The sequence below is a fragment of the Enterococcus sp. 6D12_DIV0197 genome (genome assembly GCF_002174385.1).
In the GTDB taxonomy this organism is placed as follows: Bacteria; Bacillota; Bacilli; order Lactobacillales; family Enterococcaceae; genus Enterococcus_D; species Enterococcus_D casseliflavus.
In genome coordinates, this window is sequence record NZ_NIBN01000001.1 from 3,087,141 (window position 1) to 3,102,420 (window position 15,280).

General features: G+C 43.0%; 11 protein-coding genes. 1 reads left to right on the forward strand and 10 read right to left on the reverse strand.

Features of this window, described 5'->3' with window-relative positions; all coding sequences use genetic code 11:
- The first annotated feature begins 45 nt into the window (after positions 1-45).
- A complete protein-coding gene (gene add / locus A5867_RS14460; protein WP_087627880.1) occupies positions 46-1,062 on the forward strand; it encodes an adenosine deaminase in 1,017 nt (338 codons plus the stop codon).
- Between the two features lie 69 nt (positions 1,063-1,131).
- Here add and A5867_RS14465 read toward each other — a convergent pair whose 3' ends face one another.
- From A5867_RS14465 to A5867_RS14510, 10 genes are all read right to left on the reverse strand, one after another.
- Entirely contained in the window at positions 1,132-1,899 is a 768-nt protein-coding gene (locus A5867_RS14465) for a histidinol-phosphatase (RefSeq protein WP_087627881.1), read from the reverse strand.
- Positions 1,900-2,172: 273 nt separating this feature from the next.
- Positions 2,173-3,156, reverse strand: coding sequence for a LacI family DNA-binding transcriptional regulator (locus A5867_RS14470; RefSeq protein WP_010749857.1), 984 nt, complete (start codon positions 3,154-3,156; stop codon positions 2,173-2,175).
- Between the two features lie 285 nt (positions 3,157-3,441).
- On the reverse strand, positions 3,442-4,281 hold the full coding sequence (locus A5867_RS14475; RefSeq protein ID WP_087627882.1) for a sugar phosphate isomerase/epimerase family protein: 840 nt from the start codon (positions 4,279-4,281) through the stop codon (positions 3,442-3,444).
- Positions 4,253-6,925, reverse strand: coding sequence for a beta-galactosidase (locus A5867_RS14480; protein WP_087627883.1), 2,673 nt, complete (start codon positions 6,923-6,925; stop codon positions 4,253-4,255). The genes A5867_RS14475 and A5867_RS14480 overlap by 29 nt, the downstream gene beginning before the upstream one ends.
- A 193-nt stretch (positions 6,926-7,118) precedes the next feature.
- A complete protein-coding gene (locus A5867_RS14485) occupies positions 7,119-9,329 on the reverse strand; it encodes a helix-turn-helix transcriptional regulator (protein ID WP_087627884.1) in 2,211 nt (736 codons plus the stop codon).
- An 86-nt stretch (positions 9,330-9,415) separates the two neighbouring features.
- Positions 9,416-10,294 (reverse strand): carbohydrate ABC transporter permease, encoded by an 879-nt coding sequence (locus A5867_RS14490; RefSeq protein ID WP_005234200.1) that lies wholly within the window; start codon positions 10,292-10,294, stop codon positions 9,416-9,418.
- A gap of 11 nt (positions 10,295-10,305) precedes the next feature.
- Complete coding sequence (locus A5867_RS14495; RefSeq protein WP_005234199.1) at positions 10,306-11,253, reverse strand: sugar ABC transporter permease; 948 nt, start codon at positions 11,251-11,253, stop codon at positions 10,306-10,308.
- The gene (locus tag A5867_RS14500) at positions 11,238-13,751 is read right to left on the reverse strand and encodes a hypothetical protein (RefSeq protein ID WP_087627885.1); all 2,514 of its coding nucleotides are present in this window, start codon (positions 13,749-13,751) and stop codon (positions 11,238-11,240) included. The genes A5867_RS14495 and A5867_RS14500 overlap by 16 nt, the downstream gene beginning before the upstream one ends.
- On the reverse strand, positions 13,726-14,400 hold the full coding sequence (locus A5867_RS14505; RefSeq protein ID WP_087627886.1) for a DUF624 domain-containing protein: 675 nt from the start codon (positions 14,398-14,400) through the stop codon (positions 13,726-13,728). Before A5867_RS14505 ends, A5867_RS14500 begins: the two co-directional genes overlap by 26 nt.
- The gene (locus tag A5867_RS14510; RefSeq protein ID WP_087627887.1) at positions 14,400-15,068 is read right to left on the reverse strand and encodes a DUF1961 family protein; all 669 of its coding nucleotides are present in this window, start codon (positions 15,066-15,068) and stop codon (positions 14,400-14,402) included. The genes A5867_RS14505 and A5867_RS14510 overlap by 1 nt, the downstream gene beginning before the upstream one ends.
- Positions 15,069-15,280 lie beyond the last annotated feature (212 nt).

Consider the following 15,280-nt stretch of genomic DNA (forward strand, 5'->3'; position numbering starts at 1 on the left):
CTATATTCATACTTAAAAAAATTCGACCTAGACAGGAGGAACACTGTGCTTACTCAACAACAAATCCAAGCATTTCCCAAAGTAGAACTTCACTGCCACCTCGACGGTTCCATTCGTCCAGAAACATTGATCGCCATCGCCAATCAGCAAGAACTACCGATCGAGCAAGACATAGAAGCTGTGAAAGCACAGATGCAAGCCCCCAAAGATTGTCATGACCTGAGGGATTATCTTCGCTGCTTTGATTTCGTTCGGCCGTATTTGCAAACACAAGAAGCGTTAGCAGCTGCCGCCTATGACGTGATGGAACAAGCCGCTCAAGATGGGGTCGCTTATATTGAGATCCGCTTTGCTCCCAGCTTATCGATGGACAAAGGACTCACTTGCAGCCAGACCATCCAAGCCGTGATCGAAGGCATCGCACGAGCAGAAGAACGCTACCCAATCAAAGGCAATGTTTTGGTCATTGGGATGCGTCAAGAAGACCTACCAGCTATTACGGCGATTTTTGATGAAGCGATCGCTCTTACCGATGAAAAAGTCGTCGGCATTGATCTGGCAGGTCCAGAAGAAGACGGGTACGTCCCTGATTTAGCTGCCAGCTATCAAGTGTTCCTCAAGAACCAAAGTGTCCAGCTGACCTTACATGCAGGCGAATGCGGCTGTGTGCAAAACATTTATCAAGCCATCGAAAGCGGTGCGCAGCGGATTGGCCACGGCATCGCCTTAAAAGGAGATCACACTGCCCAAGCGTTTGTTCGAGAACAAAATCGCTGTATCGAAGGCTGTCCTACCAGCAATGTTCATACGCGTGCGATTCCCACATACTCGGCATACCCATTAAGAGAATGGCTGGAGGCCAAGGTCCCTTTTTGTTTGAACACCGATAACCGAACGGTCTCAAACACGACATTGACCAATGAATACCTGCAAATGGCTCATCATTGCGACATGTCCGAATCAGAGATGCGCTTCTTAAACGAAACTGCCGCTCAGCATTCCTTTGCGGAAGCTGCCGACAAAGCGGTACTCTTGAAAAAAATTCAAGAATGGCAATTCTAATAAACATGGACGCTAGTGATCCCCACTGACGTCCATGTTTTATTTCCAAAACGTTCAACTTTCTTTCCTTCACGCAAAGAAGAGCCGATCGATCCGTGTTAACCCCAAGGCATCGATTTCTAAAAGAGCTCTTTCGTAAATTTCTGTATTCGTTAAAGCCGCACTCTCGTGGGCATCGATCCCAATAATACAAGAGCAGCCGACTTCCTTGGCGATCTTCCAAAATTCAGGATGCGGATAGCCACCGTTCGTATAGCCTGCCAAATTATACTCCAACGGCAGCTGATACTCTTTGGCTTTTTCACATAAGCGGTAGGCAACTTCTTCACAATGAGAATCGAAGGTTTTATAGCCCCGCATAAACACATCTGGATGTGCCATATAAGCAAAGATCTCTGATTCGATCCCTTGTAGGGAGACTCGAAGATAATCTTTGATCGCTTTTACCGAATCCCCAGGTGTATGGTCGTAATAGTGATTGCTTTCGATTTCAGGAAAGTGATTGCCAAAAATCAAATAGTCGATCGACAGCCTTTCTTTCTCTGCAACTAGCCAAGGGATCATTGTTTCAAAATATTCACACTCTAATCCTAATTTCACATCGATTTGTCCTTGGTACTTTTCCTGTAAGCTTTTCACCGATGAAACGTAATCTTCCAATTGCGCAACATCCATCCGCATGGGCGAGACATACCCATCCTCAAAGGGCCAGGGACAATGATCAGCGAAGCCGATTTCCTTAAAGCCAGCTTGGATGGCTTTGATCACATAGTCTTCATCAGAATCCTGTGCATGTTTGCATCGAGTTGTGTGGGTATGATAGTTTGCTTTCCACATGGTTAATCACTCCTTCTTATTACATTTAGGTTAATTTGTTTTTGTGATCGCATTTTAGGTACACTCTTCTTGAGGCGTTATCCTTCAAGCCGTTCGCTATTCTACAGAACCTTATGTAAGCGGAACCATTTTTTTCAAAAAATAGTACTAGCTATCAACACCTATCACTTAGCAACTTCCTCATTCTGGATTTATTCCAGTCCATTTCATTATAGAATTGCGGCTATCCCAAGACAATCAAAAGAAAGCTGCAATCGGTTGCTTCTTTTCCCATCACTTCCATTGAGTCGTTTCTCTTGGGACAAATGAATTTTTCAAGAGGACGTGTCTTGGTGCGGTTTTGTCTCCTTGTACCTCTTGAAAAAGTAGCTGGGTCGTCCAATCCACCATCTCCTCTAAAGGTCGTGCGATGGACGAAAGCAAAGGGCTAGTACAAAGACAAACATTGGTGTTTTCATAACCAATCACTTGAATCGCTTCACCAACCTTTTTATCCAGTGAATGAAGGGAACGTAAAGCACAGGCTGCAAAAAAATCGCTTGCCGCAAAAATGCCATCGATAGAAGGCCATTGACGAAAAAGTTGATCAAAGGATGTTTGCGTGACATTTACAAAATCGAGTATGACCTCGTGAACATGGATCTCTGGGTATTGGTCCATCACTTGATAAAAACCAGCTGATTTTTCTTGAACGGAATGTAATGTCTTTGGTCCATTAATGAAGAGGATCTCGCGACAACAATTTTGGCTTAAGATCTGTGCTGCCAACTGTCCACCTGAGGTATTATCCGCAGAAACGGAGGATACTTCATCGCTAAGGACTCTACCCACACTCACTAGAGGTAATTTGAGAACCTTTTGCAACAACGGACCTTGCGTACAAAGGTTGGTACATAAAATTACCCCATCAATATTATTTGCGAGAAACAAGTTCAAAAAATAGGTTTCTCTTTCAGGATTCCCTTGTGTGGTACCAATCATCAAACTATAGCCTTTCTCAATCAGTTGCGACTCGATTCGGGTAATAAATTGATTATAAAAATCATTTTTCAAATCATAAATCAGCAAGCCTATCATCTTTGAGGAATTGTAATAAAAGGACCGTGCTAATTCATTTGGTACATAATCAAGTGCTTGAATTGCTTCTAGCACAATCTGCTTTGTTTCTTCATTGACATATTTTCTGTTATTGATCACTCGTGAGACGGTGGTCACAGATACATTGGCAAGTTTTGCCACGTCTTGCATGTTTGCCATTGGTTCCTCCTTTCTCTCTTTTACATGTCTCGTAAATATTAAATCCTTTTCCATTTGATCCATTATCCGAATGCAACAATCCAAAACACTTCTTTTTATTCTATAATAACAAATTTTACCTCGCATTTTTTATTTTTATGAAAATAAAAAAGTTGTTTAGATGAAATTTCATCATAAACAACTTTTCTATGCTAGATAAAATTTGCATTCAATGCCAGCGTTTTTTAAGAAAACAAGAAAACTACTCCCGTGTTCTCTTACACAATCATCTACACAAACCCCCAACTAATTTTTTAAATCTAAGCCTTCAATCAACGCCACCGCACGTTCGATCCCAGCATCTTTTGTTTCTTCTAGCACCACGTAACAGTATGGCTTGTGTTTGATCAAAAGCTGTAAAATTTCTGGATACCGTATTTGTCCTTCGCCTAATGGGACAGGGATCACTTCTTCTCCCGAGAGTTGAAAATCCTTTAGGTGCAAGCAGACGATTTTCTCTCCGAAAAGAGTAAATGCTTCTTCTACCAATGCGACTTGATCAGCAGCCGTTTTTGCGGTGATCAAATTCGTTGGATCGTAAATGATCCCTAAATAATCAGAAGGAACACGTTCAATCAGCTCGGCGATGCGCTGATTCGAATACAGCGGATGATTCAGTCCGGCTTCGATCCCTACCATGATTTGATATTTTTCTCCCACTCGAACGAGTCGCTGGATCACATGGATCAAGTCTTCAAAAACCTCATCCGAAAAATTCTCTTCGCTATATCCCAGCGCGGCAATGACTGAGCCTGTTTCTGAAGCCACCATGCTGGCACCAAAATAACGGGCATGGAATAAATAGCGCTCAAATTTCTGTAAGATTTTTTCTCGTTCCTCTGGTTCGGGATGAATCAAGTTACTATAACAACTTAACAAAGCGATTTGAACGCCTTGTTCTTGGAATTCATTCTTGAAGAAGGTCCCCATACCTGGATTCATCTTTTCAGGAGCACTTAGATCTGGAAAAGACGCATTCAAGGCAAACTGAACGTTTTTTATTTTCTTTGCACCTACCGCTTGTGCTAACTGCTTTGGTGTATATTCTCCTGAGAGGTCATGCCCTCGGATGGCTAAATGAATCATCTGACTCCTCGCTTTCTACTGTTTTTTCCCATTCAATAATCAAATTTTCATAAGGTTCTAGCCTATGGTTACCCCGCGCCAGCGATTCACCTGATAAGCGTTCGAACCCGGGGAGATGTAAGGTAAAGTCAGCTGTCGTCAGCCCTAAGTTACTGATCCAGAGTTGGACATGGGTCACTGACTCTCGGCGATACTTCATCACACCTTCCGAACATTTGATTAACTGGCGCTCTGATTCATAAGGGAAAAGCTCTTTGCGACAAAACGACTGCCATATCAAACTGTCTGGTAAATTGCTAGGTAGCGCACCTAAATAGATGATCTCTCCTTGAGCCAGTTGTTTCTTAGCTAGTAGCGTTTGGTCATTCCCTCGTCCGATCGTTTCCCAATCTTCTGGGCAGTGAAAAACTGTGACCAAATGATCCAAAGGTTCTTTTAGGCCGTCATAGGCTAGCTGATAAGTCAGTCCTTTCACCGTAAACTGCTGGATTTGGTCAAACCCGAGCCATTCTCCTAAACGATCTAAGCCATTCGTCGCTGGCCACGCCAGCTCTTTGGTCCGATCCCCCGTCATCGGGCCTAAAATCAGCTTGCCTCCTGCTTCAGTAAAGGCGGCAAATTTTTTCAGCAAGGTAGGACTGATCCAACGAACAAATGGGGCAAGAACAACATCATACTCTTCTAACGGACTATTTTCTTGAATGATTTCTACACGAATCCCTTGGCGAATCAGACTGCCGTAAAATTCGGTAAACAGGCTGCGATAATCATAAACACCCCCATGATCGATCGTGTAAAAACGTTTCGAGTAATCCGAGTAGATAATGGCTATTTTTGCAGATACATACTTCGTTTCCGCTAAAAGTGGTGCGATCTGTTGTCTTAGTTCGCCAATCCGAACTACCTCTTCATACCCACGATCTGGCTCTCCCCAAGCAGTTAACACGGCACTATGGGGTTGCTCCACACCATAGCGATGTCCACGAAAATGCCAAAAGCAGAAGGATTTCAAATTACCAGCATAGCCAATGAACGCTTCACTTGTGACAAACCCATGAGGACGAGGTGCCGCATAATTTTCAATATGACCTGCATTGGCAGTACAAGTTTCTAACAATAACATTTCCTTGTTGCACGGTTTGACATTCCGCCAACGATCCAAGTTCATCGTATACGCTGGATAGTTGTCTGCCGGTGCATACGTATCAAAACCAGCAATATCTAAATCAGCAAATAGCTCATCATTTTGCAAGTTAAACCCAAAAGCGGAGTTATGGGTAATGGGTAACGCGGTCTCCATTCGGATAAAATGACAAAGATCATGCGCAAACTCATTCAACGTATCAGTGGTAAAGCGGCGAAAGGCATTCATCAAGGAAGAATTATGCAAAAATGGGGTTGTTAGCGGCAAGACGACATCCTCAAATGCGTCATACCACTCACTCCACACCTTCGTTCCCCAACACTCATTGAGGTTAGTCACGGATTGATAGCGGTCTTTTAAATACGTATGCCAACGCGTTTGACACGTCGTACAGTAACATAGATCGACATGACATTTAAACTCATTGTCCAATTGCAACATAACGACATTTTCATGTTTTTCGGCAATCTCAGCGATTTTTCTCGTCAAACGATAGGCATAACGGCGAAAGTCCTCGTTGTTAGTACAGACATGCTGTCTTGAGCCGTGATGCATCTTCGTTCCATCTTGGTTAGTGACCAATGCTTCTGGGTACTGTTTTGTAAACCAGCGGGGTGGGGTCGGAGTTGGAATACATAAGCAAACATCGATGCCATTTGCTTGGTACTGTTCTAGCGCACGTTCCAACAACGAAAAATCATATTCTCCAGGTTGAGGCTCCAAGTCGCGCCACATGAATTCCCCAATTCTAGCAAAATTCATGCCCAACGTTTTCATCGTGTGACTATCACTTTGCATGATTTCTTCCGACCAGACTTCTGGATACATGCAGGCGCCGTAATAAATATCAGGAAACAGTGGTTGCTCATGGAAAAACGCCTGTAGACGAATCGCTACATAGCGAGCGATCATATGCGCCCCGAGCTTTGAAAAGTGGGTATCATCTGCAAGACCTGAAGGATAATTGGGGTGCTCATTCGGTGCTAACCAAACAAAGAGTGCTTTGGAAGCTTCTAGTCCTAATGTGTCATAATAATGATAGGTATAGCGATTTAAATCAAACAAAACTACTTCTTCCGTTCGACTAAGTTCTCTTAAGACAGGTAAAAATGCTGACAACGTATGCGCCAGTCGTCCCTCTTCTCCTACCCGCCGTTCAACAGGTGTACACAGGATCGGGATTCCTGCTTTTTCTTTGATTTGACGGATCATGTCTGTCAAATGAGCAATGTACGCCTCCATCGTGACATGATTTTTCTCTTTTTGGTCATTATGTCCAAATTGCAGTAGGACGACTGTATTCGGTTCGACTTCTTGTAGGAGTTGCTCAAACAACCCTTCTTCGATAAACGAACGAGTCGTACTGCCGTTTTTTGCAAAATTGTTTACGTTTACTTCTGGGGGTAGATAGCTTGGTAAGGCTTGTCCCCAGCCCATCATTGGCTGTTGATCAAGGGGATAATCCGCCATGGTTGAATCTCCGCCTAGAACGATTTTCATTTCTTTTCTTCCTCCATCTATTTACTATCAGATTTCCAACAGCTTTGACAAGTCTGCTGGTTTTCTTGCTGAACTTAAGCTGTATTAGAAATCGCTTTCTTTTCTATTATACAAAACATTGGCTGACGAAAACATAGAAAAATCAGAGCAAAAGCTGCGAAAATACGAGCTTTTCCGCAGCAACCAACAGTGATCAGCTCTGACCTTTTCGATATTGTCCTGGGGTCATTCCCGTGCACTTTTTAAATAAACGATTGAAGTAGCTGGGATTATACCCAAGGTTTTCCGCGATTTCATTGATTTGGTGATCGGTTTCGAGCAGCTGCCGTTTTGCTTCTACTATGCGAACGTTGGTTAAATAATCAATAAAGTTGACCTGCTTGGCACGCTTGAACTCCTTACTCAAAAAGATTGGGTCTACTTCGAAACGATCCGCAACATATTCTAACGAAATTTGTTCATTGCGAAAATCAGATTGGATGTACTCCGCTACTTTTTGGATCATTTCACTATAAGAATTAGCGACATTTTCTTGCCAGAGGATGGAGACGGGCTTTAAGAAATGATGGTACAAAAAGGCTTGGATCTGATTGATGTCCAAAAGTCGTTCGATTCGTTCTAAAACAACCGTTTTCGATACATAATCCGTTCGTGAGACACCATTTTCATTTAAAAGGTAATCGACTTGATCGTACAGTCGATTGACCACATAGATCACCGCAGCCTGTTGATTGTTTTCTGCCACGACCTGTTCCAAAAACCGCTGGACACTTCGTTGCAATTCTTCATGATAGCCACTTTTCAGCGCTGTTAAAATCAAATTTTCTTGCGAAAGAGAATACTTCGGCAGCGGACGCATTTTCTCTCCTTGAAGCACTTGATTTTCGGGAATCAACCGTTGCAGATGGATTTGCTTTTTGAGACGTTGGGCAACTTCAGGCAACTTGCGAATCTCAGTTTCTTGTTGCGAACTAACGATGGTGACATAACGGCAGACGATCAAATTGATTTGCTTGGTGACCATCGTGAAGTAATCTGTCAGTTGCTGCTCTTGATTGACCACAAAAACCAAAATCCGCCCTTCATTTGACGAAACGATGGTTGATTCTGGGAAAAACATGGCTGTGACATCCGTTATAATGTTTTCTAGCGCAAACAAAATGTGGGTTTCATCTTGTGAATTTGCTTGATTGCTTAATAGATCATTGAGTTGGAAATAAAACAGGCGATACCCTTGGTCACTTAAGCGCCAGTTTTTTTGCTGCAGTAATTGTTGCGATTCTTCCTCTGACAAATAGCCATAATACCCTTCCATCAAATGTTGGATCACTTGCCGCTTCAGCGAATCTTGAAAGCGTTCCGCCTGATTTTGTAGCAATCCTTTTTCCCGACTTAATTGTTGCCAACGGTCCACCAAAAACTCCAGATCGTTTTCTTTTTTCCATTGGGTATTACCAAAGAGCTGATCCATCGTTTTTTCAAAAGGTTGGTATTGTTTTTTTGCCAAAAAGAGACTCATGACTGCCACACAAGCAATAAAAAGAATACTTACGACGATCAGCACTCTAGCCAAATGAGTGACTGGCTCGGTAATCAAAGCTAAGGGAACGACGGTATAAAACGTCCATATTTGGTTGAGTCGCGTACTGTTTACGGCGATCATGCTATAATCATTGCCATTGATCGATTCGACCCAGGTTCCTTGATGCTTCTCACTCAGCGGTTGGATAACATTCGCTAAGTTCTGATCGCCAATAAAACGAAAACTCTCATGATTAAAGGAAATCGCTGCGAGCCCATTTTCAATTTGAGTATCATAAAAATACTTTAACAATGATTGCTCGTCGATCGTTGCAACTAAAAAAATTTTAGGCTGATCTTCGCCTTGGCTATCAATGTTTTGTACAAAAATCAATTCATCCTCTTCTTCAATGATCTTCCACTGATACTGCCTACCATTATCGATCCGATAGCGTTCAAATGCTGTTTTGGTTTGCTCGAGCGTTAATTCATACGTGCCGCCACTTTCAATCCCAAAGGGCGCCTCTCCAAGCGAATAAATACCGATTCGATTGACATAATTGGAGCTATTGGTTAAGTAAAACAATTCTTCCGACAGCTGGATCAACGTCTGATAATTCGTCGTTTCCAATAAATCTTCTTGGTAGCGCCTTTGAAACGATTGCCCCCAAACGCTTAAAGTCACTTCCAGCTGCGAGAACTGTTGGTTGATGTTACTAACGATTCCTTCGACTTGGCGATTGTTTAGTTCTTGATACGATCGTTGTAATGGTCCGATCAAATAGGCATGCAAAAAGATTGCAACGGCTAATAGCGGTACGACGATCCATAGACTGGCTAGCTGCAGTTTTCGATGAAAACCGCCTGTTTTAAAGTACTTCATTCCCAAACACCCTTGTAATAGATTTTATGTAACAAATTGTCATGCGAAAAAACGCATGACAACCTATCCACAACTATTGAAGTGTATCATCCTTTGACGGATCCAATCAGCATTCCTTTGGCAAAATGTTTTTGCAAAAACGGATAGAAGATCAAAATTGGCAAAGTCGCCACAATGATGACTGCAAATTTGATTCCTTGTTCAGGCGGCACATAGTTGGGGTCCATACTTGCTAACGCATTGGCACCACTGGAGGCCATCGTGATCTGTCTTAACAATAACTGAATCGGCCATTTTGCTGAATCGTTGATATAGAGCAATCCACTCATGAAGTCGTTCCAGATACCAACGGCGTAAAAAAGGGTGAAGGTCGCGATCACTGGTTTTGATAAAGGCAAAATGATTTTCCATAAGATCCCTAGTTCCGTACAGCCATCCATCTTGGCGGATTCTTCCAACTCGATCGGCATTTCTTGGAAAAAGTTTTTGATGATCATTAAGTTGAACGGATTGATCGCGATTGGCAAAATCAATGCCCAATAAGAATTGATCAGTCCTAAATTTTTCACCACGATAAACGTTGGGATCATCCCACCTGAAAAGAGCATTGCAAAAATCACGAGATTCAACAAGGTGTTCCGTCCTTTTAGGTGCTTACGTGATAAAGGATAGGCAAAGGTGAAGGTACAGAAAAGCTGCACCAGCGTGCCAACGATGGTAACGCCGACCGTTACAAGCAAACTGCGGATAAAGGTGTTGGTTGAAAAAATAAAGCGATAGGAGTCGAGACTGATCTCATTTGGCCATAAGAAAAACGAACGTGTGGTCAATTCTAACTCCGTAGCAAATGAACCTGCGATCACATAAATAAAAGGAATCACCATGAATAACCCAATCAATGCCAAAAATAGCGCATTAAAAATGTCAAATATTTTCCCTGCCTTCGTATTGTGTAAAGTATCCATCTTTTTCCTCCTTAGTATAAGCCGCTTTCGCCAAAGCGTTTCGCTAATTTATTGGTACAAAGTACGAGGATGATCCCAACGATCGATTTAAATAATCCGACGGCTGTTGAGTAACTGTAAGCGCCATTGGTGATCCCCATCATATACACATACGTATCAAAAACATCTGCTACTGTTCGGTTCAACTGATTGGTCATCAAGAAAATCTGATCAAACCCAGTAGACAAAATCGACCCGATCCGCATGATCAGCATAATGATGATCGTCGAACGAATCGCAGGCAAAGTGATGTGCCACACACGACGGAAACGTCCTGCACCATCCATGATCGCGGCTTCGTATTGTTCCTGATCCACACCTGATAAGGCAGCTAAATAAATAATAGTCCCCCAACCGATCTCTTTCCAAATCGATTGCATTACGATCATGGGGCGGAACCATTGCGGGTCTGAGAGAAAGTCGATTTCAACGCCTGTCAACGAAGCGATAAATTGAGTGATTGCTCCATGATCGATGTTGAATAAGATATGCCAAAGACTAACGACGATCGTCCATGAAAGAAAATGTGGTACATAGACGAAGGTTTGAATGGTCCGCTGAAACAGCTTGTTGCGCAATTCATTCAGTAACAGTGCCAAAAAGATGGGTGCTGGAAACGAAAAGAAGATGTTTAAAAAGGCAATCATCAACGTGTTCCACAAGATCCGAAAGAAATCAGGATTATTGAAGAAATCCATAAAATTTTGTGTTCCAACCCATGGACTATCTGCGATTCCTAAAAAGGGCACATAATCTTTGAAAGCAATGATCAACCCATACATCGGTGCATAACGAAATACTGCAAAATAGATGATCCCGGGAATCGTCAAAATATAGAGCCATTTATTTTGTTTAAAATGGTTGAGAAAACTCCCCCATTGCTCTTTCGTTTTCGGCACTTTTTTTATTGTTGTTTCCATTCATTCTCCTCCTCTAACTCCGCTCCGATCAGTGCTAAACAACAAATCGTATTTAGACCCCACTGTGACAACACATTGGTCGATACCCACGGCATTTCTTTTATTTTTTTCCACGTTGTCGCTGCTTCAATGGTCGCTTCGATCGGCAATGGAACACCCGATTTGTCATTATCAAGCAATAACTGCCAAGCCCTTTGACTGATTGCTTGATCGTTACGCACTCGCCCAGCAAAGGCCATCATCGTCGACGCAAACATTGGCCAGGCAAAATGAGGTTCCGTCAGTACCCCGTTTGATTCTTCTGCTTTTCTCTCAGGACTCAAGCTATAAAACCAGCCAAACTCCCCTAACATCTCTGTCCACTCGGGGTCTTCCAGCACTTGAGCAAGTTCTAACCAAACTTGCGGCGCCCCAAAGGAGATGACCATGTGATAGCCGCCAAAATTCCCAGTTCCCATATAAGATAAGGTTTTGTCTTGTGGATCAAATAACACTGTGGGACCAGACAATAGACGCTGGGGCATGGCTTTGATGCAGGTGATGCCGGTGCGAATTTTTTCAAGGTAAACAGGATCATTCGTCCGTTCCCACTGGGTAAACCAGTTCGAGACTAGCGCAGCCCAATCTGGTCCGATGCGAATCGGTATCCGCTTCGTTTCTCGTTCATAAAACTCGCGCATCGGTGGTAACGCATCAAAAGCATAGGTTTCATTGTCTTTGACTTGTTCCATAATCTCCCCAATGCGTTCATCCGCTGTCAAATAGTAGTAGTAGCGATGGAGACCCGCCATTGAAATTCGAACTTCTTTTGCTTGGCAGCCCCAATGAATGACATTATGCCGTGACCCTAATCCTTTGTATTCACCAGCATGGTACTGATCGACTTCTGAAGTATGTCTCGTCATGCTTTCAGCCAGATAGTAAACGCTTGGATCACCAGTCCGTAAGAAATCTAGCCAAAGCCACATGTTAGGGACCAATTCAGTGTTTTGCCAAGCGTACCCACCAAGATCGTAGCGCCATTGGTGTCGAAACTGATCATAGGTATGCATGACATCACCATAGTTCCAATAGCCATACCAACTTCTTTGTTGGACTTCTGCTAAATAGAATTGACGCATCTCAGCCAATTGTTGCTCCAGCAGCTGTTTCGTTTTCGTTGATTCATCTGGTAAACTGATCCTGCCAAAAACCTTCGTCTCTTGATAACGCTCTGGCAATGAAACGATCTGGGCAGGTTCTTGGTTTTCTTGAGCTAAGCCCAGCAACACTTCTTCTGACGGGGCTTCTTCATATAGATCCAACCAACAACGCGTCGTATTTGCTACGCCAACTGCCGTCGAACGAATCTCTTCCATTCCTTCGTATCCGCTAAGCATATGATCCCGTTTGGAATAGTGCTGAAAATCCATTGGCTTGGCATTCGGTGACCACTGCCACATCGTGATTTGGGTTTCTTTTTGGGTGATGCCTGTCACCTCGATCGCAGATGGTGCTTTTTCCCAAAATTTCTCCATGCTGCAAGCAACGCCGCCGGTTTCTCCCCCAGCGTAAAAGGTACCTGAATAATGCTCGCCATCCCCAATGGGCAACCAACAGTACCCAGCTTCGGTCTGTTTTTCTAATTCAAATGACCGATGATTGATTTGATTGACCCGAAAATTGTCCCAAATAGCATTTTCCACCGCATGAGACAGCATCGGCTCGTCCGCTGAGGTCAATGAAACGAGCTGTCCACTGGCTTGTTGTTGATAGGGAATGTTTTGCTGATAGTGTCGCCGTGAAAGTAACAATTGTGCCGCTTCATGATACACAGCATCTGCAATAAATTTGACTTGTCGATTCCAATTTTCACCTGTCAACGCATAATCAAATGCTATCCCCATGCCTTCATAAGCAAGTGGTTTGATGATAATGACCGTATGAATGATTTCCAATTTGCTGATTTCGCGAAAGATGCGGAACCGTAAAATAAACTCTTGCACCACTTCTTGATTGATCTCAATGACGCCCGATACTTTGATAACGGCTTTTTCTGAACCATTTTCTTCCAACATCAAGTCCGTTACTTTGGACTGCACCTTTTTGTTTTGGTATTGCAGGATTGCGTGAAGATCTTGCAATTTTTTCTGCCCATTGACCGCTACCCAGTCCAATACATTTTTCCCTTCCCCATGTTTCGGGAAGAAGCCTTTGATCGTACCGTTGTCAAAATAAATACCGTTGTAAGCTTCCCTAGCAATCGCCTGTTTCTTCTGGACACGCTGTTTTCTTTGAAAAAGTAACTGCGTCGTTTCTGCCACCAGACCACTGTGTCCTGTCCATTTCACACTGCCATCTGGCCAGTAAGCCAGTACTTTCGTTTGCAGCGGCTCCTCCCCCAGCAAAAACAGTTCCTCACTTAGAACCTCAGGTTGTAAAGCTCCTTTTTCCCATGGATACCCAAAACTCAGCCCACGTTTTCCCTTAGGTTTATTTTTGAGCCATTTCAATGCCATGTTCGATTTCCTCCTCTTCCCTCTCTGCAGGTTGAACTGCATCGTTTTGTTGCTTTAGCTTTTGTTCATTTTCATCAAATAATTTCAAGTAAATCCCCATTGTGCCAATGATCCACATCCCAATACTTAAAAACGGAAGGAGACCGGGGAGAAAAAAGCTGATCGTACTACAAATCCCAAACCAAAGGACGCCTAAAAAGTTGCCAATAGGTTGAAAAAAAAGAAAGCGTAGCGAAGCGCCTAGGTACTTCTTCGTTGGGAGCACATAATATTCGTACATGCTAAGCAATGTATTGATCACAGCGATCGCGACGCATTGGCTAACGATCAATAGGATCAAGCCAGTTTGAGTCAATGCCGCTAAAAATCCTTGCCGGATCACCACCATGGGGCACAAATAAAAGAGAATGATCGGTAAGCCCAAGCGATTCGATCGCCAAAAGTTCCTGCGGTAATACCCAAAGAACGTTTGAAAAAAAGGCGGCGATTCCTGTTTAAGGGTTTTCTTTGCTACGTGGAATCCTGCTTGTACGCTAGGCGCCAGTCCAAAGATGATCCCACCTACTAGTGCACCTATAATAACGGTTACATTTATCAGCAAACAATAAAAGACAAAATCCGCTGCTTGATATGCTTTCTGCCAATTCATCACCGTTCCTCCTCTAAGGAATATACCTTTAAGTCTTTATAGCGGGCCTTCATTGGCGCCATTTGCCGAAATCCGATCGCTCCTTTGGTTAATACGGGACCAAACTGTTCCTCATCAAGGTACCTTAACACCAATAAGTCGTTGATCCAAAAGGAAATCGTTGCACCTACCTTATCGATTCTTAGGTGATAAAACCCTCGGGCATCTGCTACACTCGGAAGTGGATCTGCGCCTTGGGCGACCAGATGAAACCCATGACTTTTGCGCAAATTACACGTTTCAAACGCCCGTTCCTCCTCATACTTTCTTCGAAAATAAGAAAGGTGGTAAGCATTGATCCCTCCAGAATGATACTCAGGATATGCCCCGGTTCGTTTGGGTACTCCAGAATCGAAGATCGAGCCACCCTTGCGATTGGTTGCTGCAAAAAAGAGCATACATAAGCCTGGTTCAGCCAGTGGTTGAAACTGCCAGGTGATTCGTAGGTCCGCTGGAAATTGTTGAGGCAGCCATAAAACAAAATGTGGTTGTTTGTTTGATTCTTCAGAATAGGTATTCGTCAGAATCATCCCGTCTTGGAAAGTAATCTTGGGCTCTCCTTCAGCAATAAAGTGTTGAATATCTGCTGCTTGATTCAGCGGATTTTCATAGATCAATTTCGCTAACATTTCTTCTTCTCCTTTTATGCGTATATGAGCTACTTTTCTCTTTTCATAGTAAACTTGACCTACATTTCTAACAATTGACTTTTTTTGAATTCCTTGATATCAAGCGTTAGATTAGGGTTTCCACTTGTTTTTTTCCATTTTTTCTTTTCTGATTTCTCACTACCTGTCTCGTCTCACCTAAATAGTACTCCATTTTATTAGCTGAATAATTA

Coding starts and splice junctions, on each gene's coding strand:
- A5867_RS14510 (WP_087627887.1), bottom strand. CDS start 15,068: ATGTTAGCGAAATTGATCTATGAAAATCCGCTGAATCAAGCAGCAGAT.
- A5867_RS14500 (WP_087627885.1), bottom strand. CDS start 13,751: ATGGCATTGAAATGGCTCAAAAATAAACCTAAGGGAAAACGTGGGCTG.
- A5867_RS14475 (WP_087627882.1), bottom strand. CDS start 4,281: ATGATTCATTTAGCCATCCGAGGGCATGACCTCTCAGGAGAATATACA.
- A5867_RS14490 (WP_005234200.1), bottom strand. CDS start 10,294: ATGGATACTTTACACAATACGAAGGCAGGGAAAATATTTGACATTTTT.
- A5867_RS14465 (WP_087627881.1), bottom strand. CDS start 1,899: ATGTGGAAAGCAAACTATCATACCCACACAACTCGATGCAAACATGCA.
- A5867_RS14505 (WP_087627886.1), bottom strand. CDS start 14,400: ATGAATTGGCAGAAAGCATATCAAGCAGCGGATTTTGTCTTTTATTGT.
- A5867_RS14470 (WP_010749857.1), bottom strand. CDS start 3,156: ATGGCAAACATGCAAGACGTGGCAAAACTTGCCAATGTATCTGTGACC.
- A5867_RS14495 (WP_005234199.1), bottom strand. CDS start 11,253: ATGGAAACAACAATAAAAAAAGTGCCGAAAACGAAAGAGCAATGGGGG.
- A5867_RS14480 (WP_087627883.1), bottom strand. CDS start 6,925: ATGAAAATCGTTCTAGGCGGAGATTCAACCATGGCGGATTATCCCCTT.
- A5867_RS14485 (WP_087627884.1), bottom strand. CDS start 9,329: ATGAAGTACTTTAAAACAGGCGGTTTTCATCGAAAACTGCAGCTAGCC.